Here is a 22,447-nt window from a genome sequence, read left to right on the forward strand (position 1 = left end):
ATCGCTGTGTGCCCGAGGCGTTTTCAGCGCACCTGCACGGGAGCCTCGCGGCCGTGTGCGAGCGCCAGATCGAGCAGCCCGGGGAAGCGCGCGTCCAGATCGGCGCGGCGCACCTGGTTCATCCTGCGGGTGCCCTCGTCGGACTGCAGGAGGACGCCGGCCTCGCGCAGTACGCGGAAGTGATGGCTGGCGGTGGACTTGCCGACGGGCAGCTCCAGCGAACAGCAGGGCACCCCGCGGTCGATGCCGTCCAGCGCCGAGACGATGCCCAGCCGCACGGGGTCGCTCAACGCGGCCATTACGCGGGACAGGTCGATGTCCTGCTGGTCGGGGTGTGTGAGGGGCGCCGAATTCCTACTCGCCATGGTCACAGCCTCTCATGTTCGACGACTGTCGACTATCGACCGCACGGGTGTTATGTTCGTTTGACACCGAACATCAACCGGAAGGTCGCACCATGCGGATCGGGATCATCGGAGCAGGCAACATCGGCGGCGCCCTCGTGCGCGGCCTCGTGCCGCTGGGGCACGAGGTGCAGGTCGCCAACTCACGCGGACCACAGACGCTGCAGGAGTTGGCCTCCGAGACCGGAGCGAGCGCCGTCACCGTGCAGGACGCCGTGCGTGACAAGGACCTGATCGTCGTCACCATTCCCCAGGCCAAGGTCGAGGCGCTGCCGAGCGGCCTCTTCGCCGATGTCCCTGGCGACGTCGTGGTCGTCGACACGGGCAACTACTACCCCCGTGAGCGGGACGGCCGCATCGCCGACCTCGAGGACGGCACCGTCGAGAGCGCGTGGGTCGAGGGCCGTATCGGCCACCCTGTGATCAAGGCCTTCAACAACATCTACGCAGCACACCTGCACGAGAAGGGGCAGCCGCAGGGCAGCGACGGCCGCATCGCCCTCCCGGTCGCCGGCGACGACGCGAGCGCCAAGAAGGTCGTCCTCGAACTGGTCGACGCACTCGGCTTCGACCCGGTGGACGCGGGCACGATCGCCGAGTCATGGCGCCAACAGCCGGGCAGCCCGGTCTACACCACCGACCTCGACGTCGCCGGCGTGCGCGGCGCGCTGGCCGACGCCTCGCAGCAGCGCCCGGAGGCCTTCACCGCCACCCCGAACAGCCCCGGCACCTACTCCGACCCTCGATAGGGCCAGGCCCACCTGTCCTGTTGGACAGGTGAACGGGGTGCCACGCCGACGTACGTTGGAGATTCCGGAACCAGCTCAAGGAGTCACCGATGCCACGATTCATGGATGTCCACTCGATCGACGGGGGCGTGAGCGTCGAGGACGTGCAGAAGGCCCACGCCGCGGATCTCGCGACGCAGGACGAGCACGATGTGAAGTACCTGCGCTACTGGGTCGATGAGAAGCAGGGCAAGATCTTCTGCCTCGTCGACGCCCCGTCGGCCGAGGCGGCGTCCACCGTGCACCGCGAGGCCCACGGCCTGGTCGCCGACGACGTCTACGAGGTGCATGAGGGCGAATAGCCGACCGAATGCGAGAAGTCCCGGACCATCTGGTCCGGGACTTCTCGTATGTGAAGTGGAGCTGAGGGGATTCGAACCCCTGACCCCTTCCATGCCATGGAAGTGCGCTACCAACTGCGCCACAGCCCCGTAGTCCACCGCGGTGGACGACCGGCACACTCTATCCGGCGCTCCAGCGGCAGCCAAATCGGCGTGGTATCAAGCCGATCCAGCGCCGTCTGGCGCGTCCCGCTGCATCGCCTCGCGCTTCTTGCGGGCATAGACCTGCCGGCGAGCGCGGGCGACGACGGTGCCGTCCGCGAGCGTGAGGTCGAGCTCGAACCAGTGCAGCACCTTCTCCCCCGCGTCGCAGCGCTCACGGATCTGCGCGGCCACCGCGGTCGGCACCTCGAAGACGCCGTAGATCGTCCCGGTGCCCGGTGAGACGTACTCCAGCTGCGCCGCCTGGTCCCAGACCTTGTAGTCCTTGCCCAGCTGGTGCATGAGCAGCAGCGCGTAGAACGCGTCGGTCATGGCGCCGATCGAGCCACCGAACGCCGTCCCGTGCTGATTGCGGTTGATCCGGGTCAGGACGAGCTTCACCCGCGCCCGGGTCCAGTCGTCGTTGATCTCCTGCACCCGGATGCCGGCTCCCAGCATCGGAGGCCACAGGTTCAGCAGCCGGTTCAGCCGCTGCGGGGTGAAGTGCTTGCGGGACTTGCTGGTCCGGTCGCTCAACGGTCGACGTTCCATCGCTCGATACGCCATCCGGAGCGGTGCTCGACCAATTGGGCCCAGTGACAGTTGAAGAGCCCGCCCAGGCAGTGCCAGGCCACGCCCTGCTCCATCCCCGCCAGCTCCGCGGCCAGCGCGCGTCCGGTGACACCGTGCGAGACGACGGCCATGGTGACGCCGGGTCCGAGCTTCGAAACGACCTCGTCAATGAAGGCGTCGACACGCGTCGCCACGTGGGCGACGGACTCGCCCGTGCGCCCGCGTCGCAGGTCGTCGCCGGCGGTGATCGCCGCCTGCTCGTCGGGGAACTGCTCGGTGACCTCGGTGGTCGTCATGCCCGCCCACTCGCCGACGTCGATCTCGCGCAACCGGGCGTCGCACAGTGGTTCGACCCCGACCGCTGCCCCCAGGGCTCGCGCGGTGTCGAGAGCCCGTGAGAGGTCCGAGGTGTAGATGACGTCGATGCCGTACGACGTGAGTGCGGCCGCGGCGTCCTGCGCCTGCCGGCGTCCGAGATCGGACAGCGGAGCATCGAGGCGGCCCTGCCAGATACCGGCCGCGTTGAAGGTGGTCTGCCCGTGCCGCAGCACGATGATGCGGCGGGGTGGGACCTCGTCCGCCGCCCGGGAGTCCGTGGACTCCCCACCGACGGTCGTGCTCATGCGCCGAGCTCGATCACCGGACAGTCACGCCAGAGTCGGTCGAGCGCGTAGAAGTCGCGCTCCTCCTCGTGCTGCACGTGGACGACGATGTCGCCGAAGTCCAGCAGCACCCAGCGGTCCTCCCGCTGGCCCTCGCGCCGGATCGGCTTGACGCCGAGGGTGTGCAGGCGTTCGAGCACGCCGTCGACGATGGCGGCGATCTGTCGTTCGTTACCGGCCGCAGCCACGACGAAGATGTCGGTGAGGGCCAGCTGGTCGCTCACGTCGATCGCGATGACCGAGGTCGCGAGCTTGTCGTCCGCGGCCGCGGCGGCGGCCCTGGCCAGATCGACGGCCTGCTGCGTGGCAGCCACTCAGTCCTCCCTGATCTCACCGGCACCTGGCCGGTAGAGGTTGTATTTCCCGATGTACTGCACGACTCCGTCGGGCACCAGGTACCAGACGGGTTGACCCGACTGCACCCGTCGCCGACAGTCGGTGGAACTGATGGCCATGGCCGGGATCTCCTTCAGGATCACCCGTTCCCGCGGCAGACCGGCATCCGAGAGCAGGTGGCCCGGGCGGGTGACTCCGATGAACTGGGCCATGTCCCACATCTGGTCCACCCCGCGCCAGGACAGGATCTGCGAGAGTGCGTCCGCGCCGGTGATGAAGAACAGTTCGGCATCCGGGCGCTGGAGCTGCAGGTCCTTGAGAGTGTCCAGGGTGTAGGTCGGGCCCTCTCGGTCGATGTCGACCCGGCTGACGCTGAACCTGGGATTGGACGCCGTCGCGATCACCGTCATCAGATACCGGTGCTCAGCGGGCGTGACCCGCTGCTTGGCCTTCTGCCAGGGCTGACCGGTGGGCACGAAGACCACCTCGTCCAGTCCGAGCAGTGTCTGGACCTCGCTGGCGGCGACCAGGTGGCCATGGTGGATGGGGTCGAACGTGCCGCCCATCACCCCGAGCCGGATGGTCAGTGGTCGGTCTTCCGGCCGGCCTGCGAGCGCGGCTTGCCGGCGGTGTTGCGGAAGGACCACAGCACCGCGAGGAGCAGCAGGAAGACACTGAACGCGATGACGCCGTATGCCAGGTGCGCCATCGGCAGTACGTGCTCTTTGAGCGCGGGCACGGAGTCGTCCGTCGCGAAGGAGACGAGCGAGGATTTCATAGGCGCAGCCTAGCCGGTTGGCTCAGCATTCCCGCAGCCGCGCCGGTTACGCTGACCGTGCCATGAGAGTAGAGCTGTCCGTCGTCGTCCCGATGTTCAACGAGGAAGCGGTGCTCCCGCTCTTCGTCGACAGGCTCCGGCCCGTGCTGGACCGGATCGGCGCGACGTACGAAGTGGTCGCCGTCGACGACGGATCCAGCGATCTGACCGCCGCGACGCTGCAGCGCTTCAAGCGGAACTGGCCGCAGCTGCGGGTGCTGCGGCTGCGTACGAACTCCGGTCACCAGGCCGCCATCTCCGCCGGGCTGGTCGAGGCCCGGGGCGACTGGATGGTCACCATCGACGCCGACCTGCAGGATCCGCCCGAGGTCATCGCCGAGATGCTGGAGGTCGGACGCCGCGACCGGGTCGACGTCATCTACGGGGTGCGCACCGACCGCAGCACCGACACCGCGTTTAAGCGCGGCACGGCCAAGCTCTTCTACACGACCATGCGGCGCATCTCCGGTGTGGACGCACCGGTGGACGCCGGGGACTTCCGGATGATGTCGCGTGCCACGGTGGACGCGGTGAACGCGCTCCCCGCGCACGGCCGCGTCATCCGCCTGGCGGTGCCGACGTTGGGGTTCCCGTCGGCGTCGGTCGGCTACCGCCGCGACGAGCGCGCGGCCGGCAGCTCGAAGTACCCGTTGGCCAAGATGCTGCGGTTGACCGCGGACTCGATCACCGGTTTCTCCCAGGCCCCGCTGCGGTTCGCCACGTGGTTCGGGCTCGGCGGCTTCGTGCTCGCCTTCGCGATGCTGATCCTCGCGGTGATCCGCAAGCTGGAGGGCGACGCCGTGTCCGGGTGGCCCTCAACCGTGGTCATCGTCGCCGGTTTCGCCGGCCTGCAGCTGCTGTGTCTGGGCATCCTGGGCGAGTACGTCGGCCGCATCCACATGAGCCTGCAGGGCCGACCGACGTACTACATCGCCTACGACTCGCTCAACGACGAGCTGGGCGGGCCTCCGGTCGGCCCCGACCCGGCCGGCGAGTCGCTACCGTCCAACAGACCGACCACGCGCCCGTCGGCCGGGCTCTAGCCGAGGTCCTGCGGAGGGGTCCGGTGTGAGGGTCGAGGTGTCCGTTCCCCGCCGCACGAAGGGCTAGATCACATGCCTGCGTTCCCGCAGCTGCCGGACGGCTTCCGCTACGGTGCCGCGACCGCGTCCTACCAGATCGAGGGCGGCACCACCGAAGGTGGCCGCGGCACGTCGATCTGGGACCGCTTCTGCGCCGAGCCGGGGCACATCAAGAACGGCGAGACCGGCGAGGTCGCCTGCGACCACTACCACCGCCACGGCGAGGACGTCGAGCTCCTGCGACGCCTCGGCCTGGACGCCTACCGGTTCTCCATCGCGTGGCCGCGCATCCAGCCCACCGGGAAGGGCGCGCCGAACCAGGCCGGCCTCGACTTCTACGACCGCCTGGTCGATGAGCTCCTCGCCGCCGGGATAGAGCCCGCGGCGACCTTGTTCCACTGGGATCTGCCGCAACCCCTGCAGGACGCCGGGGGCTGGCAGTCCCGCGAGACGGCGACCCGACTCGGCGACTACGCGACGGTCGTCGGTGAACGGCTCGGCGATCGGGTGTCCATGTGGATGCCGGTGAACGAGCCCGTCATCGTCACCCTGCTGGGTCACGCGCTCGGCGTCCACGCCCCGGGCCTGCGCCTTGGCTTCGACGCGCTGCCGGTCGCCCACCATCAGCTCCTCGGACACGGTCTCGCCACCCAGGCGCTGCGAGCCGCGGGGGCGTCCACCATCGGCATCGCCTCGAACCACGCGCCCACCTGGGCCGCGTCCGATGCCACGGAGGACAAGACCGCGGCAGCTCTGTACGACACGATCTACAACTGGGTCTTCGCCGATCCCGTCCTGACCGGCACCTACCCGGAAGGCTTCGCCGACCTCATGCCGGGTCCGGTGCAGGAGGACCTGTCGGTCATCAGCACGCCTCTGGACTTCTACGGCATCAACTACTACCAGCCCGCGGTCGTCGGCGCGCCCGGCACGATCCCGCACGCATCCGCGTTCGAGTCGCTGCCGGACGACCTGCCGTTCCAGGTCGGCCACGCACAGGGTTACCCCACGACCGGCTTCGGGTGGTCCGTCGTCCCCGACGGCCTGCGCGAGATCCTGGTGACCTTCAAGGACCGGTACGGCGATCGGCTCCCGCCGATCTACATCACCGAGAACGGCTGTTCCTCCCCCGACACGGTCGACGCGGACGGCTCCGTCCATGACGCATCGCGCATCGACTACCTGGCCGATCATCTCGGCGCGGTGCGTGCCGCCATCGACTCGGGCGTCGACGTCCGCGGATACTTCACCTGGTCACTGCTGGACAACTTCGAGTGGGCCGAGGGATACGGCCAACGCTTCGGCCTCGTCCACACCGACTTCGACTCCCAGCAACGCACGCCCAAGGATTCCTACACCTGGGTGCAGCAGCAGCTGGCCCAGCGCTAGCGGCGGATCTGCCCGTCGCCCTCGACGACCCACTTGGTGCTGGTCAGCTCCTGCAGCGCCATCGGTCCGCGGGCATGCAGCTTCTGGGTGGAGATGCCGATCTCGGCGCCGAAGCCGAATTCGCCGCCGTCGGTGAACCGGCTCGAGGCGTTCACCATCACCACGGCGGCGTCCACCTGGGCCACGAACTGCCGCCCGCGGGCCCGGTCCTCGGTGACGATGACCTCGGTGTGGCCGGTGCCGAACCGGTCGATGTGCGCGATCGCCGCCTCGAGCGAGTCGACCACCCCCACGCTCATCTCCAACCCGTGGAACTCCGCGGCCCAGGCCTGATCGGTGACGGGCCGGTACGGCGTGCCGGCCCGATCGGCGTACGCCGCGGCTCGCGGGTCGAGGTCGAGGACCACGCCCGCGTCATGCAGGTCGGTCAGGAGTCCGGGCAGCACGGCGTCGGCCGCGTCGCGATGCACGAGGAGCGACTCGGCGGCGTTGCACACGCTGGGCCGCTGAGTCTTCGCGTTGAGCGCGATGTCGCGGGCCATCACCGGGTCGGCGCCGGCATCGACGTAGACGTGACAGTTGCCGATGCCCGTCTCGATGACCGGCACCGTCGCGCCGAGGACGACGGTCTGGATCAGGTCGGCCCCGCCGCGGGGGATCACCAGGTCGACCAACCCGCGCGCCGTGATGAGGGCCGTGACCTCGTCACGGCCGCCGGTGAGCAATTGCACGGCGTCGGCGGGCAGGTCACGCTCCTGCAGCGCCCGGCGCATCGTCTCCACCAGCACCGCGTTGCTGTCCGCCGCGGCGGATCCACCGCGCAGGATCATCGCGTTACCGCTCTTGAGACCCAGCCCGGCTGCGTCGACGGTCACGTTGGGGCGGGCCTCGTAGATCATTCCGACGACCCCCATCGGCACCCGCACCTGCCGGATCTGCAGGCCGTTCGCCAGGGTGGAGCCGCGGACGACCTCGCCCACCGGGTCGGCCAGACCGGCCAGGTCGCGCAGCGCCTGAGCGATGCCCTCGACCCGCTCGGGCGTCAGCCGGAGGCGGTCCTGCAGGCTCTGCGACATACCGCCCTCGGCACCGCGCCGCAGGTCGGATGCATTCGCGCGGACGACGTCCTCGGTGGCGGCCGCGACGGTGTCGGCCAGCGCGAGGAGTGCTGCGTCCTTCTCGGCGCGGGACAGCAGCGCGAGTCGGCGGCTCGCGGTGTGCGCGCGCTCCCCCGCGGCGCGTACCCGGGCATCCGCGGTGCTCGCGTGCGTGGTCGTCATCCCGCGATTCTAGTGACGGTGGCGCCCGTCCACCGGCGCATCTCAGGTCGGGCTGACCCGTCCGCGGCGGCTGCGCACGACCGTGCCGATCACGACGATCGCGATGGTCGCGTAGGTCAGATAGTTGCTGTAGCGCGACAACGTGTGCACGAAGTCCTTGGCAGGAGCGCCGATGCGGTACCCGGCGTACATCCAGATCCCCCGGTAGACCACCGCCGCCGCGAAGTCGATCAGCAGGAACTTGCGCAGTCGCATGCCCACGTCGCCCACGAATGCGTTGACGATGGCCGACGGGAGGAAGGGCACGAACCAGACGAGGAACACCGCCGGTCCGCCGAACCGCTTCGCCAGCCGCTCGGCGATGGCCGCGGTCCGCGCCGCCCAGCGCGACCGCCCGGCGACGACCTCGATGATGCCGTGACCCCACAGGCGCCCGGCCCACCAGAAGATCCAGTCGAACTTGATCGAGGTCAGCGCGGCCATGAGCAGGCCGGCCCACCAGTAGGGCTCGTGACCGGTGCGCAACCGGGCGCCGATGTCGACCATCGCGATGTTGGATCCGCTGAACGCGGCGAGCGCGTAGGTGTTGAGCCCGAGCAGCCAGGCCCGCAACGGCAAGGTGGCGAGGCCGTAGATCCCCAGCAGGGCGACGCACGCCCAGCACCAGAGGTCCTTCTTGCCTGGTTTGCCGGTCCAGGGCATCCGCGGGTCATCCCACCACTCCCGGGATGCGTCGTCCTCGGCCGGCGGCTTCTCGCCGGGCGGCAGATCGGGGCGTGCCGACCACGGATCGGTGCCACTCATCGACGCCTCCTGCTCAGCACCACGAGATCGTCGCGATGGATGACTTCACGTTCGTACGCCGGTCCGAGCTCGCGGGCGAGCTCCTTGGTGCCCCGGCCCAGCAGAGCAGGCAGCTCGTGCGAGCCGTAGTTCACCAGTCCCCGCGCCACCACCCCACCGGAGGGGTCCACGACGTCAACGGCGTCACCGGTGCTGAAGGTTCCCTCCACCGCGCGGATCCCGGCGGGCAGCAACGACGTACGACGCTGGGTCACCGCCGCGACCGCTCCGTCGTCGAGCACCAGCCGACCCTGCGGCGCCGTCGCGTGCTCCAGCCAGATCCGCCGGGCGCGGCCCCGCCCGCGGGTCGGTGCGAAGACCGTGCCCACGTCGCCCGCCGAGAGAGCGACATCGGCGTGACCCGCGGCGGTGAGCAGCGTCGGCACACCGGCCGAGGTGGCGATCGCGGCCGCCTCCACCTTGGTCACCATGCCGCCGGTGCCCACCCCCGACGCCGATCCGCCGATCTGCACGTCCTGCAGCGCGTCGACCGTCGGGACGAACGACACGCGCGCGCTGCCGGGACGCGACGGCGGCCCGTCGTACAGGGCGTCGACGTCCGAGAGCAGCAGCAGGCCGTGCGCGTCGATGAGCTGGGCGACCAGGGCGGCGAGCCGGTCGTTGTCGCCGAACCGGATCTCGTGGGTCGCGACGGTGTCGTTCTCGTTGACGACCGGGACGACGCCCATCGACAGCAGTCGTTCGAGGGTGTGCCGGGCGTTGAGGTAGTGGCCCCGCCGGGTGACGTCGTCCGCGGTCAGCAGCACCTGGCCGACGACCAGGCCGTGCGCGGCGAAGGCCGCGGTGTACGCCGCGAGCAGCACCCCCTGCCCGACGCTGGCCGCCGCCTGCTGGGTCGGCAGGTCGGTCGGTCGCCGGGGCAGGTCCAGCGGCGCCATTCCGGCAGCGATCGCGCCGGAGGAGACCAGCACGACCGCGTGCCCTTCCGCGCGATGCGCGGCGAGGGCGTCCACCAAGGCGGTCAGCGCGGCGAGGTCGAGTCGTCCGCGGGCATCGGTCAGTGAGCTGGAACCGACCTTGACGACCAGGGGTGAGGCGCCGGCGAGCTGCTGGCGCAGTCCCTGCTCGTCCTCAGCCGGCATCGTCGTCGGGATCCGCCGACTCGGTCACCTCGACCGGGTCGCGGTGGGTCCACACCTCGGCGCGTCTTTCGGCGGCGAGGTCCTCACGGGCCTCGCGCTGACCGTCCTTGCGGGCGTGGAACTGGTCGCGTCGCTCCGCGCGGGTCGGACGCTGCGGCTCGTCCAGGCGCAGGTCGGTGCCGCGCGCCCCCAGCAGCTCCGCGCCCGAGGCCATCGTCGGCTCCCAGTCGAAGACCACGGCGTTGTCGGCCGGCCCGATCAGGACGGTCGACCCGGGTACGGCGCCGGCCTTGAAGAGCGCTTCCTCGACCCCGAGCCGCGCGAGGCGGTCGGCGAGGTAGCCCACGGCCTCGTCGTTGGCGAAGTCCGTCTGCCGCACCCACCGCGTCGGCCGATCGCCCACGATCCGGAAGAGCTCGCCGTCGGGGGTGTTCTCCCGGCGCACCTCGAAACCGGAATCGTCGACGGCCCTGGGCCGCAGCACGATCCGCTGCGGCACGACCTCGGCGGCCTCCGTGCGGGCTTCCTGCACGTGCGCGGCCAGCGCGAAGCTCAGCTCCCGCAGGCCGGTGTGCGCGACGGCCGAGACGACGAAGACCTGCAGTCCGCGCGCCTCCAGGTCCGCGCGCACCATCTCGGCGAGCTCCTGCGCGTCGGGCACGTCGGCCTTGTTGAGGATCACGATGCGGGTGCGCTCGGACAGCGGCCGGCCGCCGAGCGAGTCGTCCGCGACGTACTCGGACAGCTCGTGCTCGATGGCCTCCAGGTCGGACATCGGGTCCCGGCCCGGCTCCAACGTGGCGCAGTCGATGACGTGCGCGAGTACCGAGCAGCGCTCGACGTGGCGCAGGAACTCCAGCCCGAGGCCCTTGCCCTGGCTCGCGCCGGGGATCAGACCCGGGACGTCGGCGATCGTGTAGCGCAGCGACCCCGCGGTCACCACGCCGAGGTTCGGCACCAGGGTGGTGAAGGGGTAGTCGGCGATCTTCGGTCTGGCGGCGGACATCACCGACACCAGGCTGGACTTGCCGGCCGACGGGAAGCCGATGAGCGCGACATCGGCGAGCGACTTGAGCTCCAGCACGATGTCCAACGCGTCGCCCGGCTCACCGAGCAGGGCGAATCCCGGCGCCTTGCGACGCGGCGAGGCCAGCGACTTGTTGCCCAGGCCGCCGCGACCGCCTCGGGCGACGATGTAGCGGGTGCCCATTCCGACCAGGTCGGCGAGCACCGTGCCGGTGCCGTCGGTCACGACCGTGCCCTCGGGGACCGGCAGCACCAGGTCCGCACCGTCGGCGCCGTTGCGCTCGTCGCCCGCTCCGGGGCGACCGTTGCCGGCCACGCGGTGCGGGCTGCGGTGGTACTCCAGCAGGGTCGTCGACTGAGGGTCGACCTCGAGGACGACGTCGCCGCCTCGCCCGCCGTTGCCTCCGTCCGGTCCCCCGAGCGGCTTGAACTTCTCGCGGTGCACCGACGCGACACCGTGCCCACCACTGCCGGCACCGACGTGCAGGTGCACGCGATCGACGAAATTAGTGGCCACGGAGGTACTCCTTCAAAGAAAAATCGGGGGCGGGTCCGACCCGGACCCGCCCCCGTCACAACGTGGCTGAACGCCTCAGGCGGAGACGTCCGCCAGCTGCGCGTCGATGATGTTGACGGTCTTGCGGCCGCCCTTCTGCCCGAACTTCACGGCGCCGGGAACGAGCGCGAACAAGGTGTCGTCCTTGCCGCGGCCGACGTTCACACCGGGGTGGAAGTGGGTGCCGCGCTGGCGGACGATGATCTCGCCGGCACTGACGACCTGACCGCCGAAGCGCTTCACGCCGAGTCGCTGTGCATTGGAATCGCGGCCGTTCTTGGAGGACGACGCGCCCTTCTTGTGTGCCATGTCTGAAGCCTTACGTGTGGAGGGGAGAGACGATCAGTCGGTCAGACTGAGCTCAAGAATTGATCTCGGTGACCTTGACCTGCGTCAGCGGCTGACGGTGGCCCTGACGCTTGCGGTAACCGGTCTTGTTCTTGTACTTGATGATGGTGATCTTCGGCCCCTTGGCCGCCTTCACCACTTCGGCCTTCACGGTGACCTTCGCCAGCTTGGCGGCGTCACTGGTCACGGTCTCGCCGTCCACCAGGAGCAGCGGCTTCAGGTCGATGCTCTGACCGGCCTCCACGGAGACCTTGTCGATGATGAGGACGTCGCCCACGGAGACCTTCTCCTGGCGACCGCCTGCGCGAACAATCGCGTACACGTCGGAACTGCCTTTCGTTGAGGCGCACTCGCTCTGGTATGACCGGCCGACAGCGACCCTGCGGTGCAGGACGTCGAAACGGTGGGTGCGCCAGCCTTTGATTCTACTGGTCGGTGCTGGCGGCTTCCAAATTCGCGGTGTCCCCGGCCGTAGGGGGACCTGCGGGTGCCACGACCCGCTTGCGCTTGCGACGAGCCGGCGGGGCGGCGACAACCGCGGGCGCCTCCACCGGTGCGGGCTCGGCGACGGCGGTCGCCGGCGCTTCGGCAGCCACCACGGTGGCCGGCTGCTCGGGAGCCGGTTCGGCCTGGGGTGCGGGGCCGGCCGCGGTCTCGACCCGGCGTACGTCGTCGTGCACGGCATCGATCGACTCCTGAGCCGCGTCGCCTGCCTTCTCCCCCGCGCTCAGCGCCGCGGCGTGGGCAGCAGCGGCGATCTGCGCGGCCGACGGGCCGGTCGGAGCGGGCTGCTGCTGCGGTGCCGCCGGGGCCTCGGAGCGGCTCTTGCCCCGCCGTCCACGGCCCCCGTTGCCATTGCCGCTGTTGCCGTTTCCGTTGTTGCTGCCGTTGCCGTTGTTGTTGCTCGAACCGCCGCTGTTGTTGCCCGAGGTGTCCCCACCCTTGTCGACCGGGTGGTCGTGCACGATGATCCCGCGGCCACCGCAGGCGGTGCACTCCTCGGAGAAGACCTCGATCAGGCCGGAGCCGACCCGCTTGCGGGTCATCTGCACGAGCCCGAGGGAGGTCACCTCGGCGACCTGGTGCTTGGTCCGGTCGCGGCCCAGGCACTCCAGCAGCCGGCGGACGACCAGGTCCCGGTTGGACTCCAGGACCATGTCGATGAAGTCGACCACGATGATGCCGCCGATGTCGCGCAGCCGCAGCTGGCGCACGATCTCCTCCGCGGCCTCGATGTTGTTCTTGGTGACCGTCTCCTCCAGGTTGCCCCCGGAGCCGACGAACTTGCCGGTGTTCACGTCGACGACGGTCATCGCCTCGGTGCGGTCGATGACCAGCGAACCGCCGGACGGCAGCCAGACCTTGCGGTCCATCGCCTTGGCGAGCTGCTCGTCGACCCGGTGCACCGTGAAGAGGTCCTGCTCGCCGGTCCACTTCTCGAGCCGGCCGGCCAGATCGGGCGCGACGGCCTGCAGGTAACCGTCCACCTGCTCCCACGCCCGGTCACCGGAGATGACGAGCTTGGTGAAGTCCTCGTTGAAGACATCGCGGATCACCCGCAGCGCCAGGTCGGGCTCGCCGTGCAGGAGCGACGGGGCGTGACCGGTCTTGGCATCGGCCTGGATCTTGTCCCAGGTGCTCTGCAACCGCTCGACGTCGGCCTTCAGGTCCTCTTCGCTGGCGCCTTCGGCGGCGGTCCGCACGATCACACCGGCGTCCGCGGGCACGACCTCCTTGAGGATCTTCTTCAGCCGGGCACGCTCGGTGTCGGGCAGCTTGCGGGAGATGCCGGTCATCGCGTGACCGGGCACGTAGACCAGGAAGCGGCCGGGCAGGGAGATCTGCGAGGTGAGCCGGGCACCCTTGTGGCCGATGGGGTCCTTGGTGACCTGGGCCAGGACCGTCTCGCCCGACTTCAGGGCGTTCTCGATGCGCTTGGCCTGCCCGTTCTCCAGGCCGGCGGCATCCCAGTTGACCTCACCGGCGTAGAGCACGGCGTTGCGGCCGCGGCCCACGTCGACGAACGCGGCCTCCATGCTCGGCAGCACGTTCTGCACGCGGCCGAGGTAGATGTTGCCCGCCATCGAGGACTGCTGGGAATCGCGGGAGACGTAGTGCTCGACCAGGACACCGTCCTCGAGGACACCGATCTGGGTGCGACCCTCACGCTCGCGGACCACCATGACCCGGTCGACGCTCTCGCGACGGGCCAGGAACTCGGCCTCGGTGATGACGGTACGACGGCGACCGGCCTCGCGGCCTTCGCGGCGGCGCTGCTTCTTGGCCTCCAGGCGGGTGGAGCCCTTGATCGCGGTGACCTCGTCGCGACCGGCGCGCGGCTCGCGCACCTTGGTCACCGTGCCGGGCGGGTCCTCGCTGTCGCCACTCCCGGATCCGCTGCGGCGGCGTCGGCGGGTACGGCGGCGGCCGTCACCGTCGCCCTGGGGGTTCGCCTCGGCGGCCTCGGCTGCCTCGGATCCGCCCGCCTCGTCGGCCGTGGTGTCGCCGGAGTCCGAGTCGTCACCGCCGGACTGCTTCTTCGCAGAGCGGGGCGCAGTCTTGCGGCCGCCGCCGTCGTCGTTGCCGCCCGAGCTCTGCTCGGCATCGGTGGCGCTGTCGGCCTTGCTCTTGCGCCCGCGCCCGCCGCGACGACGGGGACGAGCGCCGTCGGAGTCGGCGTCCTGGCTGCCCGAACCGTCGTTGCCGTCTTCGGCCGACGACCCGCGCGACCCCGAACTCGCGGCGTCCTGCGACGGCTCCGGGTCGGGAATGCGCGGCGCCCGGGCCGTCGTGTCCGGGGCCTGGAAGAGCAACCCAAACGCGGGTGGCGCCGCCGGGGCCGACGGGGCGCTGCCCGTGGTGTCGGAACTGGTCTGCTGGTCGTTCTCGGGGCCCATGGCCCCTCCTTCGCGTCAGCACGCGGTGCGTCCACAACAAGGGGGCCCGAAGGCCCGCACGCCCGCGTGGTGCGGGTATGGCCGATCGCGGATGTCGCGACCGAAAAGTCGGCTGTTGCGGCCTGCCCGGCTCGCGCGAAGCGCGGCACCGAGGTGACCGTCGTCCTTGGACGCAGCTACAGGACCGGCGAAGTTGGCGCCGCCGCTGGTTGCGGTGAGGACGGGGCATCCGACACGTTGTGCTGCATCGGACGACCATCACGATTGTCTCACACGGGAGCGAGGGGATCGTGAAGGACGCGGCCGGTGGCCGCCGAGTCGGGTCAGCGCCGGAAGTACCGCGCCCCGACGTACGACGTGGGCCCGGACAGGAACGCCCGCCGCTCCACGGAACCGATGTCTCTGCCGTCACCGACCTGGACGCTGGGTGCCACGTCGTCGCCGAACGGTCGGCGGTAGGCACGGAACGGCGCGAGGGTGAGCGCTTCTCGGCGCATGAGCGCACGCAGTCCCTGGCCCAGGTCGCCCGGGCTGAGGAGCAACTTCGCGCCCCAGGCCGACAGGCCACGGCCGTACCCCACGGCCTGCGACTCCAAGGCGTCCGGGGTGTCGCGGTGGCGGTGCCACACGAAGGCTGCCGGTTCGTAGACCAGCGACCGACCGCGCGCGATCACTCGGTAGAAGAAGTCGAGGTCCTCGCCACCCTTGCTGCGCGTCCCCGGGCCCAGGTACGGGTCGAAGCCACCGATGTCGGCGACCACGGAGCGGGCGGTCGCGAAGTTCGCGCCCGTCCCGTAGCGCCCCACCTGGAACGGGAAGAAGGGGATGTCGCTCGGCGGAGCGGTCATTCGGAAGACCCGTGGAAGGAGCACCTTGCTCCAGCCGACCCGGCGGTCGAACCAGGCCTGCGACTCGGTGCGCAGTTCCCCGGTGGGCACCAGACCGCTCACACATCCGACGTCGTCCCCGCCGCGGGCGAACCCGCGTGCCAGGTTGTGCAACCACCACGGATCGACGACGACGTCGTCGTCGGTGAAGGCGATCCACTCGTGGCGAGCGGCGGCGACGCCTGCGTTTCTGGCGCGGGAGGTGCCGGGCCGGTGCTCGGTGACGACGCGGATCCGGTCGGCGTGCATGCCCTCGACCACGGCGCGCGTGGCGTCGTCCCTGGGTGCGTTGTCGACGACGACGACCTCGAAATCGGCGCCGTACACCTGCTGCTGCAGCGAGGTGAGCGCGACCCTGAGGTGGTCGGCCCGGTCACGGGTGGCAATGACGACGCTGAAGGGATGGGTCGCGAAGGTGTCGTCGGCCGGTACACCAGATCCGTCGGTCAGCTCGTCGATCGCGGAGGCCATCTGGCCCGCGTCCACCATGCCGTCACGCACGTCCATCGTGACGAACCCCAGCACGGCGCCGGTACGCCGCACCATCAGGCGGGCGCGGTGATAGCCCTCAGCACCCGTCAGATGGACGGCGCCCTCCGACCGGGTCGGCTCTCCCCCACCGTCCAGGCGGACCTCGCCGATCCAGACGGCGTCACCCCAACCCGGGGCGTCGGGCACGGTGAACACCGGTCCGTGGATCTGCATGTGGGGCACTCTTCTCGAGAACGACGGGTGGGAGGCGCAACAGTACCGAGCGCACCGCCCCTCGGGCAGCGCCCGTGCGTCACACCAGCCAGGGCTCGCCGGGGCGCATCAGCCGCTGACGCAGCGGCCACGCTTCATACGTCAGCTTGCGTACGACGGCGCAGATCATCCGGTCGGTGGCCGGGATCCGCCAGAGGGGGTTCGCGCAGATCCGATGCAGCAGCGCCTTGTACTCCCTGTACTGCAGCGGCGAGTGCTGCGAGGACAGCGCGGTCGTGCTCACCCGGAAGGCGGCGAGCTCCTCCAGCTGCCCGAAGAAGGTGCCCACCGCCAGCAGCCGGATCCACAGGTCGAGGTCCATGGGGTGCAGCAGGGACCCGTCCCAGCCACCGATCGCGTCGTAGTCGGCGCGGCGGAACATCACTCCCACCGGCTCACCGACCGGGTTGATGCCCCCGCTCAGCACGGTCCGGCGGGCGACGTGCCGCCCGTCCTGAGCGCCGGCCACCCCGCGCAGGCCCATCCGCCGCGCGAGCACGCGGCCGTCCTCATCGATCAGGGCCCGCCTGCTCGCGACCAGGCTCACTCCCGGGAATTGCTCCAGCACCGCCGACTGCAGACGCACCGCCGAGTGGTGGATCAGGTCGTCGGCGCACAACAGCTTCACGTATCGCCCGCGCGACACCTCGATCACGCGGCGCCAGTTGGTCGGCAGGTCGACGGTCTCCTCGTTGCGGTGCACGGTCAACCGCGGGTCGTCGATCCCGGCCAGGATCTGTGCAGTGCCGTCCGTGCTGCCGTTGTCGAGGACGACCACCTCGAAGTCGTCGCTGTCCTGGGCCAGCGCGGATCGGATGGTCTCGGCCAGGAACCGTTCGCCCTGGTAGGTGGGTATGCAGATCGAGATCCGCGGTGCCGCGTCGCGACACCGATCACCAGCGCGAGATCCGTCGATGCCCATCCCCTTATGACCATCCTGCGGGCCGGAGACCGTGCCGGTCCGCTCGTGCGAGAGCCGCCGGTGGCTCAGGTCCTTCCCGTGCGAATGCACCCGACCCTAAACCCGGCACTCCCCTGCTGGGCCGGGTTGCTCACAACCGGTTCCGCGCCGCCTCAGTCCGTCACGGCGACTTCGTCGGTCGCCGACGCGAGTGGATCGGCGACGGTTCCGTCCTCGCGCAGCGGGCCCTGCCGGGACCGGGTGACCAGCGGCGGCCGCGTCGGGCGCAGGTCGGCGACGTCGGCGAGAGCGCTGAGGACGTCGTCCGGACGCACCGCTGGGGTGAGGTGGCGCAGTCGCAGACCCAGTCGGGCCGAGTACGGCGGGCCGTCGGCCGGTCCGGCCTGCGCGTGCAGCACCGCCTCGCGAACGTCGAACGTGCGCGGCCCGCGCTTCATCATCCGGGTCACCTCGATGCGATCGCTCGCCAGGAGTCGGTCGGTGGCCGCCCCGAGGGTCGCGACATCGACGTCGGCGAAGTCCAGCACCCAGTCGCTCGCCTCGAGCAGGTCGGCGAGCGCGCCGGCGGCCGCCTCGCGGACGACGACCACGTCCAGCCCCTCCGGGAGCGCCTCGTCCAGGTCACGATGCAGCGCCGCGGGATCGCGGTGCTCGCGCAACTGGATCTCGAAGTACTCCGCCTCGCTCGCCGTGCCCGTGGGTGCGGCGTTCGCGTAGCTGATCCGCGGATGGGGGTGGAATCCGGCGGAGAACGCCATCGGCACCGCGGCCCGTCGCAGCGCCCGCTCCAGCGCTCGCTGGAAGTCACGCGTCGAGGAGAACCTCAGTCGCCCACGTTTGGCGTACTGGATGCGCAGCTTCTGGACGGCCGGGTCGGGGGCGGGCCCTTCCGGGACGCGTTGACGGGGTGGCACGGGAGGCCACGGTAGCCGCCGCGCTCGGTGTGACGGAGTCGGCACTCACGCGCGCCCTGACGGCGTTCGCGTTCGTTGACGGTGTTCGAACGCCGTCAACGGTGGTGAACGCCGTCAACCTCACGCGGCGGCTTCGCGGCTCAGCGCTCGCAGGCCACGCCGTCCTTGTCCGCGTCCGAGGGCTTGTTGGCGTTGTAGAGCGCGGTGTTGACGTAGAAGTTGGTGACCGGGTGCTTCTTGCGCGCACCGTGGGGCCCGGAGTCCCGGGCGCCCTTGCGGCCGACCCCGTGCGGGTACTTCTTGGTCAGGTTCTTGCAGCCGTGGAAGTTCACGATCGCCGGAGCGGCGTGCGCGGGCGCGACGATCGTCGCGGGCAGGAGGGAAGCGCACACCGTCAGGACGACGGGAAGGGTACGGGGCATCCTGAATGAGCTCGTTTCGTGAGGGGGCGGCCCTGATGCCGCCGCCGGAGCTTATCGACCGTGCGGCGTGCGTGGGGCTTTCAGGCCCTGCTCAGACAACTGTCAGCGGAAGCAACTTCTTGCCCGTGGGCCCGACCTGGATGTCGGTGTTCATCTGAGGGCAGACACCGCAGTCGAAGCACGGCGTCCACCGGCAGTCGTCGACCTCGGTCTCGTCCAACGCGTCCTGCCAGTCGGCCCAGAGCCAGTCCTTGTCCAGCCCCGAGTCCAGGTGGTCCCACGGCAGTACCTCGTGCTCGGTGCGTTCCCGGGTGGTGTACCACGCGACGTCGACCCCGGTGTCGTCGAACGCCGCCTCGGCGCAACGCATCCACCGCTCGTACGAGAAGTGCTCGCTCCAGCCGTCGAACCGGCCACCATCGCGCCAGACGGCTTCGATGACCCGCCCGACCCGGCGGTCACCGCGGGAGAGCAGTCCTTCGACCAGGCCCGGTTCCCCGTCGTGGTAGCGGATCCCGATCGCCGCGCCATAGCGCTTGTCGGAGCGGATCGCCTCCCGCAGCTTGGCCAGACGAGCGTCGGTCTGCTCGGGATCGAGCTGCGCGCACCACTGGAACGGGGTGTGCGGCTTGGGTACGAAACCACCGATCGAGACGGTGCAGCGGATGTCGCGGCGGCTGCTCACCTCTCGGCCGACGTCGATGACCCGCTTGGCAAGGTCGGCGATCTGCAGCACGTCCTCGTCGGTCTCGGTGGGCAGCCCGCACATGAAGTAGAGCTTGACCTGCCGCCAGCCCGCGCCGTACGCCGCGGCGACCGTCTTGATCAGGTCGTCCTCACTGACCATCTTGTTGATGACCTTGCGGATCCGCTCCGAGCCGCCCTCGGGCGCGAAGGTCAGTCCCGAACGGCGCCCGCCTCGGGTCAGCTCGTTCGCCAGGTCGATGTTGAACGCGTCGACCCGGGTCGAGGGCAGCGACAGGCCGGTCTGGGTGCCCTCGTAGCGGTCGGCGAGCCCCTTGGCGATGTCGGCGATCTCGGAGTGGTCGGCCGAGGAGAGCGACAGCAGGCCGACCTCCTCGAAACCGGTCGCCTCCAGGCCCTTCTTGACCATCTCGCCGATGCCGGTGATGGACCGCTCGCGCACCGGCCGGGTGATCATCCCGGCCTGGCAGAACCGGCAGCCGCGGGTGCAGCCGCGGAAGATCTCCACCGACATGCGCTCGTGCACGGACTCGGCCAGCGGCACCAGCGGCTGCTTGGGGTACGGCCAGGCGTCCAGGTCCATCACGGTGTGCTTGGACACCCGCCACGGCACACCGACCGTGTCCGCGGCGGGCGCGACCCGCTGGATGCGTCCGTCCGGCAGGTAGTCCACGTCGTAGAACGCCGGGACGTAGACGCCGCCGGTGCGCGCGAGGCGCAGCAGCAGCTCGCGCCGGCCACCGGGCCGGCCTTGCCGCTTCCAGGCCGCGATGTGGTCGGTGATCGCCAGGACCGCCTCCTCGCCGTCGCCGACGACGGCGGCGTCGATGAAGTCGGCCACCGGCTCGGGATTGAACGCCGCGTGCCCGCCGGCCAGGACGATCGGGTCGTCCTCACCGCGGTCCGCGGCGTGCAGCGGGATCCCGGCGAGGTCCAGCGCGGTGAGCATGTTCGTGTAGCCGAGCTCGGTGGAGAAGGACAGCCCGAACACGTCGAAGTCGCCGACCGGGCGGTGTGCGTCGACGGTGAACTGCGACAGCTCGGCGGCACGCATGGCGGCCTCCATGTCGGGCCACACCGAGTAGGTGCGCTCGGCGAGGGCGTCCGCGCGTTCGTTGAGCACCTCGTACAGGATCATCACGCCCTGGTTGGGCACGCCGACCTCGTACGCGTCGGGGTACATGAGCGCCCACCGCACCGTCAGCTCGCGGCCGTCGGCGTCGTACCCGCCGCACTGCCAGTCCTTGACGGTGGAGTTGAGCTCCCCGCCCACGTACTGGATCGGCTTGCTCACCTGCTCCAGCAGTGGTTCGAGGTCGTAGAAGATCGACGCGCCCGGCATGCCACCAGGGTAGAGCCGTCCGGGCGCCGCGCCGCGACGCGTCCGGCGCTCAGGCGTAGAGCGCGTCCAGGTCCTCGCCGTACTTGGTGATGACGACCTTGCGCTTCAGCTTCAAGCTGGGGGTGATCTCGCCGTCCTCGACGGTCAGGTCGTGGTCCAGGATGAGGAAGCGCTTGATCTGCTCCCACCGGTTCAACCCCGCGTTGAGCTTGTCGACGTAGCTCTGCACCATCTCGCGCGCCGCGTCCGAGGTCACGATCGTGCGGTAGTCCTCACCCGCCAGCCCGTGGTTCTTCGCCCAGTCCGTGATGGCCTCCTCGTCGAGGGTGATGAGGGCCGAGACGAACGTGCGGCTCTCACCCTCCACCACCAGCTGGGAGGCGTACGGGCACAGCCCCTTGAACGTCGCCTCGATCTGGCCAGGCGCGACGTACTTGCCGTTGGAGGTCTTGAAGAGGTCCTTCTTGCGGTCGGTGATGCGCACGTGACCGCTCGGCAGGATCTCGGCGATGTCGCCGGTGTGCAGCCAGCCGTCGCTGAGGGTCTCGGCCGTCGCCTCGTCCAGCCCCCGGTAGCCCTGCATCACGCCGGGGCCCTTGACGAGCAGCTCGCCGTCGTCGGCCAGCTTCAGCTCGGTGCCGGGCAGCGGCCAGCCGACCGTGCCGATCTTGTTGGCGTACGGGCGGTTCACGCAGGTCGCGGCGCTCGTCTCGGTCATGCCGTAGCCCTCCAGGACCGGCATGCCCATGGCGTCGAACCACTTGGCGACCTCGGAGTTGAGCGCGGCCGACCCGGAGATGAAGAACCGGACGCGTCCTCCGAAGCGCTCACGGATCTTGGCGAGCACGATCTTGTCGCCGAGCCGGTGCTGCGCACCGAGCAGCGCGCCGACCGGCTTCTCCTCCGAGCGGCGTTCGGCGACCTGCTTGCCGTTGGCGCTGGCCCAGTGGAAGAGCTTGGCCTTCACGCCACCCTCGTCGTCCATCATCGTGGTGATCCGGCCGTAGACCTTCTCGAAGATGCGCGGCGCGGCGCCCATCCAGGTGGGTCGTACGACGGCCAGGTTCTCGACGATCTTGTCGACGCGACCGTCGATCGCAGTCGGGAAGCCGACCTGGATCGGCAGCGTCAGCAGCAGCTTGCCGAAGACGTGCGACAGCGGCAGCCAGAGGTACTGCAGGTCATCGGGCGTGAGGAGGCCGGTCGACCCGGTCGCCGCGACCTCGTACATCCACGCGTCGTGCGGCAGGCGGACGCCCTTGGGCTTGCCGGTCGTGCCCGAGGTGTAGATGAGGGTCGCGAGGTCCTGCGGTCCGAGCTGGTCGACCCGCTCCTCGAGCACGCCTTCGTGCTCGCGCACGTAGTCGGTGCCGAGCTTCTCCAGATCGGCCAGGGACAGCACCCAGTCGCCGTCGCCCGCGCCGTCGATGACGACGACCTTGGTCACGTCGGGGATGGCGTCGCGCCCCTGCTTGAGCAGGGCCACCTTGGCCTCGTCCTCGGCGATCACGACGGTGCTGCCGGAGTCCGAGACGATGTAGAGGACGTCGTCCGGGGTGGAGGTCGGGTAGATCGTGGTCGTGGCCGCCGCGGCGAGCATCACGCCCAGGTCGGCCAGCGCCCACTCCACGCGGGTGGCGGACGCGATCGCGACCCGGTCGCCCGGCTGGACCCCGACCGCGACCAGACCGCCCGCGATGGCGCGTACCCGCTCGTCGGCCTGCGCCCAGGTCAGCTGCTTCCAGTCATCACCCGAGGGATAGCTGTACGCGTGCGCCGAGGGGGTCTGTTGCACCCGGTCCAGGAAGAGTCGGGCGACCGACGGTGCCCGCCCGTCGATGGCGGACTGGTCGTACTTCTCGTCCTGCGCGCTGATCATGTGCTGGCTGCTCCACGGATGGGTTCGACGGGGGTGCCGGTGTGGC

The 22,447-nt window shown here is 70.1% G+C and carries 23 protein-coding genes and 1 tRNA gene; 4 read left to right on the forward strand and 20 right to left on the reverse strand.

The genetic code is table 11. The features are described from left to right. Nucleotides 1-23: 23 nt before the first annotated feature. Nucleotides 24-365, reverse strand: coding sequence for a helix-turn-helix transcriptional regulator (locus J4030_RS12940; protein WP_208049650.1), 342 nt, complete (start codon nucleotides 363-365; stop codon nucleotides 24-26). Between the two features lie 92 nt (nucleotides 366-457). Here J4030_RS12940 and J4030_RS12945 point away from each other — a divergent pair, with 92 nt between their 5' ends. Together J4030_RS12945 and J4030_RS12950 are read left to right on the forward strand one after the other, a co-directional pair. Beyond that, entirely contained in the window at nucleotides 458-1,153 is a 696-nt protein-coding gene (locus J4030_RS12945; RefSeq protein ID WP_243763319.1) for an NAD(P)-binding domain-containing protein, read from the forward strand. A gap of 89 nt (nucleotides 1,154-1,242) precedes the next feature. Continuing rightward, nucleotides 1,243-1,494, forward strand: a complete 252-nt coding sequence (locus J4030_RS12950) for a DUF4242 domain-containing protein (RefSeq protein WP_208049652.1) — start codon at nucleotides 1,243-1,245, stop codon at nucleotides 1,492-1,494. Between the two features lie 56 nt (nucleotides 1,495-1,550). Here the strand turns inward: J4030_RS12950 and J4030_RS12955 are convergent. The 6 genes from J4030_RS12955 to J4030_RS12980 all read right to left on the reverse strand — a co-directional run bounded on the left by J4030_RS12955 (nucleotide 1,551) and on the right by J4030_RS12980 (nucleotide 4,023). Continuing rightward, nucleotides 1,551-1,623: transfer RNA gene (locus tag J4030_RS12955), tRNA-Ala, on the reverse strand. Between the two features lie 69 nt (nucleotides 1,624-1,692). Continuing rightward, complete coding sequence (locus J4030_RS12960; RefSeq protein WP_243763320.1) at nucleotides 1,693-2,211, reverse strand: DUF4442 domain-containing protein; 519 nt, start codon at nucleotides 2,209-2,211, stop codon at nucleotides 1,693-1,695. After that, a complete protein-coding gene (locus J4030_RS12965) occupies nucleotides 2,208-2,870 on the reverse strand; it encodes a histidine phosphatase family protein (RefSeq protein WP_208049654.1) in 663 nt (220 codons plus the stop codon). The genes J4030_RS12960 and J4030_RS12965 overlap by 4 nt, the downstream gene beginning before the upstream one ends. Beyond that, nucleotides 2,867-3,223, reverse strand: coding sequence for a ribosome silencing factor (gene rsfS / locus J4030_RS12970; RefSeq protein ID WP_208049655.1), 357 nt, complete (start codon nucleotides 3,221-3,223; stop codon nucleotides 2,867-2,869). Before rsfS ends, J4030_RS12965 begins: the two co-directional genes overlap by 4 nt. Continuing rightward, nucleotides 3,224-3,826, reverse strand: coding sequence for a nicotinate-nucleotide adenylyltransferase (gene nadD, locus J4030_RS12975; RefSeq protein WP_307864701.1), 603 nt, complete (start codon nucleotides 3,824-3,826; stop codon nucleotides 3,224-3,226). 2 nt (nucleotides 3,827-3,828) lie between these two features. Further along, nucleotides 3,829-4,023, reverse strand: coding sequence for a hypothetical protein (locus tag J4030_RS12980; protein WP_208049657.1), 195 nt, complete (start codon nucleotides 4,021-4,023; stop codon nucleotides 3,829-3,831). Between the two features lie 62 nt (nucleotides 4,024-4,085). Between J4030_RS12980 and J4030_RS12985 the strand changes: the two genes are divergently transcribed. Both J4030_RS12985 and J4030_RS12990 read left to right on the forward strand, forming a co-directional pair. Continuing rightward, nucleotides 4,086-5,105, forward strand: coding sequence for a glycosyltransferase family 2 protein (locus tag J4030_RS12985; protein ID WP_208049658.1), 1,020 nt, complete (start codon nucleotides 4,086-4,088; stop codon nucleotides 5,103-5,105). 72 nt (nucleotides 5,106-5,177) lie between these two features. Beyond that, entirely contained in the window at nucleotides 5,178-6,533 is a 1,356-nt protein-coding gene (locus J4030_RS12990; RefSeq protein ID WP_208049659.1) for a GH1 family beta-glucosidase, read from the forward strand. Here J4030_RS12990 and J4030_RS12995 read toward each other — a convergent pair. The 13 genes from J4030_RS12995 to J4030_RS13055 form a co-directional block, all read right to left on the reverse strand. Further along, a complete protein-coding gene (locus J4030_RS12995; RefSeq protein ID WP_208049660.1) occupies nucleotides 6,530-7,813 on the reverse strand; it encodes a glutamate-5-semialdehyde dehydrogenase in 1,284 nt (427 codons plus the stop codon). The genes J4030_RS12990 and J4030_RS12995 overlap by 4 nt on opposite strands. Nucleotides 7,814-7,855: 42 nt before the next feature. Then, nucleotides 7,856-8,617 carry a DedA family protein gene (locus J4030_RS13000; protein ID WP_208049661.1) on the reverse strand — a complete coding sequence of 254 codons (762 nt, stop codon included), beginning with the start codon at nucleotides 8,615-8,617 and terminating at the stop codon, nucleotides 7,856-7,858. Continuing rightward, nucleotides 8,614-9,759 carry a glutamate 5-kinase gene (gene proB / locus J4030_RS13005; RefSeq protein ID WP_208049662.1) on the reverse strand — a complete coding sequence of 382 codons (1,146 nt, stop codon included), beginning with the start codon at nucleotides 9,757-9,759 and terminating at the stop codon, nucleotides 8,614-8,616. The genes J4030_RS13000 and proB overlap by 4 nt, the downstream gene beginning before the upstream one ends. Further along, nucleotides 9,749-11,302, reverse strand: coding sequence for a GTPase ObgE (gene obgE / locus J4030_RS13010; RefSeq protein ID WP_208049663.1), 1,554 nt, complete (start codon nucleotides 11,300-11,302; stop codon nucleotides 9,749-9,751). Before obgE ends, proB begins: the two co-directional genes overlap by 11 nt. 75 nt (nucleotides 11,303-11,377) lie before the next feature. Next, complete coding sequence (gene rpmA / locus J4030_RS13015) at nucleotides 11,378-11,650, reverse strand: 50S ribosomal protein L27 (protein WP_208049664.1); 273 nt, start codon at nucleotides 11,648-11,650, stop codon at nucleotides 11,378-11,380. A 52-nt stretch (nucleotides 11,651-11,702) separates the two neighbouring features. After that, entirely contained in the window at nucleotides 11,703-12,011 is a 309-nt protein-coding gene (gene rplU / locus J4030_RS13020) for a 50S ribosomal protein L21 (protein WP_179479884.1), read from the reverse strand. A gap of 103 nt (nucleotides 12,012-12,114) precedes the next feature. Beyond that, a complete protein-coding gene (locus tag J4030_RS13025) occupies nucleotides 12,115-14,586 on the reverse strand; it encodes an Rne/Rng family ribonuclease (protein WP_208049665.1) in 2,472 nt (823 codons plus the stop codon). A gap of 323 nt (nucleotides 14,587-14,909) precedes the next feature. Next, complete coding sequence (locus tag J4030_RS13030; protein WP_208049666.1) at nucleotides 14,910-16,178, reverse strand: glycosyltransferase family 2 protein; 1,269 nt, start codon at nucleotides 16,176-16,178, stop codon at nucleotides 14,910-14,912. A 79-nt stretch (nucleotides 16,179-16,257) separates the two neighbouring features. Beyond that, entirely contained in the window at nucleotides 16,258-17,229 is a 972-nt protein-coding gene (locus J4030_RS13035; protein ID WP_208049667.1) for a glycosyltransferase family A protein, read from the reverse strand. Nucleotides 17,230-17,291: 62 nt separating this feature from the next. Next, complete coding sequence (locus J4030_RS13040; protein WP_307864686.1) at nucleotides 17,292-18,053, reverse strand: TIGR03936 family radical SAM-associated protein; 762 nt, start codon at nucleotides 18,051-18,053, stop codon at nucleotides 17,292-17,294. Nucleotides 18,054-18,193: 140 nt separating this feature from the next. Beyond that, entirely contained in the window at nucleotides 18,194-18,475 is a 282-nt protein-coding gene (locus J4030_RS13045; RefSeq protein ID WP_208049668.1) for an excalibur calcium-binding domain-containing protein, read from the reverse strand. A 91-nt stretch (nucleotides 18,476-18,566) separates the two neighbouring features. Further along, on the reverse strand, nucleotides 18,567-20,522 hold the full coding sequence (locus tag J4030_RS13050) for a TIGR03960 family B12-binding radical SAM protein (RefSeq protein ID WP_208049669.1): 1,956 nt from the start codon (nucleotides 20,520-20,522) through the stop codon (nucleotides 18,567-18,569). 49 nt (nucleotides 20,523-20,571) lie between these two features. Beyond that, on the reverse strand, nucleotides 20,572-22,401 hold the full coding sequence (locus J4030_RS13055) for a long-chain fatty acid--CoA ligase (RefSeq protein WP_208049670.1): 1,830 nt from the start codon (nucleotides 22,399-22,401) through the stop codon (nucleotides 20,572-20,574). Nucleotides 22,402-22,447: the final 46 nt, after the last annotated feature.

Origin of the sequence: Allobranchiibius sp. CTAmp26 (genome assembly GCF_017565405.1) — a bacterium.
Lineage (GTDB): Bacteria > Actinomycetota > Actinomycetes > Actinomycetales > Dermatophilaceae > Allobranchiibius.

Coding starts and splice junctions, on each gene's coding strand:
- J4030_RS12940 (WP_208049650.1), bottom strand. CDS start 365: ATGGCGAGTAGGAATTCGGCGCCCCTCACACACCCCGACCAGCAGGAC.
- J4030_RS12945 (WP_243763319.1), top strand. CDS start 458: ATGCGGATCGGGATCATCGGAGCAGGCAACATCGGCGGCGCCCTCGTG.
- J4030_RS12950 (WP_208049652.1), top strand. CDS start 1,243: ATGCCACGATTCATGGATGTCCACTCGATCGACGGGGGCGTGAGCGTC.
- J4030_RS12965 (WP_208049654.1), bottom strand. CDS start 2,870: ATGAGCACGACCGTCGGTGGGGAGTCCACGGACTCCCGGGCGGCGGAC.
- J4030_RS12980 (WP_208049657.1), bottom strand. CDS start 4,023: ATGAAATCCTCGCTCGTCTCCTTCGCGACGGACGACTCCGTGCCCGCG.
- J4030_RS12985 (WP_208049658.1), top strand. CDS start 4,086: ATGAGAGTAGAGCTGTCCGTCGTCGTCCCGATGTTCAACGAGGAAGCG.
- J4030_RS12990 (WP_208049659.1), top strand. CDS start 5,178: ATGCCTGCGTTCCCGCAGCTGCCGGACGGCTTCCGCTACGGTGCCGCG.
- J4030_RS12995 (WP_208049660.1), bottom strand. CDS start 7,813: ATGACGACCACGCACGCGAGCACCGCGGATGCCCGGGTACGCGCCGCG.
- J4030_RS13000 (WP_208049661.1), bottom strand. CDS start 8,617: ATGAGTGGCACCGATCCGTGGTCGGCACGCCCCGATCTGCCGCCCGGC.
- proB (WP_208049662.1), bottom strand. CDS start 9,759: ATGCCGGCTGAGGACGAGCAGGGACTGCGCCAGCAGCTCGCCGGCGCC.
- rpmA (WP_208049664.1), bottom strand. CDS start 11,650: ATGGCACACAAGAAGGGCGCGTCGTCCTCCAAGAACGGCCGCGATTCC.
- J4030_RS13025 (WP_208049665.1), bottom strand. CDS start 14,586: ATGGGCCCCGAGAACGACCAGCAGACCAGTTCCGACACCACGGGCAGC.
- J4030_RS13030 (WP_208049666.1), bottom strand. CDS start 16,178: ATGCAGATCCACGGACCGGTGTTCACCGTGCCCGACGCCCCGGGTTGG.
- J4030_RS13045 (WP_208049668.1), bottom strand. CDS start 18,475: ATGCCCCGTACCCTTCCCGTCGTCCTGACGGTGTGCGCTTCCCTCCTG.
- J4030_RS13050 (WP_208049669.1), bottom strand. CDS start 20,522: ATGCCGGGCGCGTCGATCTTCTACGACCTCGAACCACTGCTGGAGCAG.
- J4030_RS13055 (WP_208049670.1), bottom strand. CDS start 22,401: ATGATCAGCGCGCAGGACGAGAAGTACGACCAGTCCGCCATCGACGGG.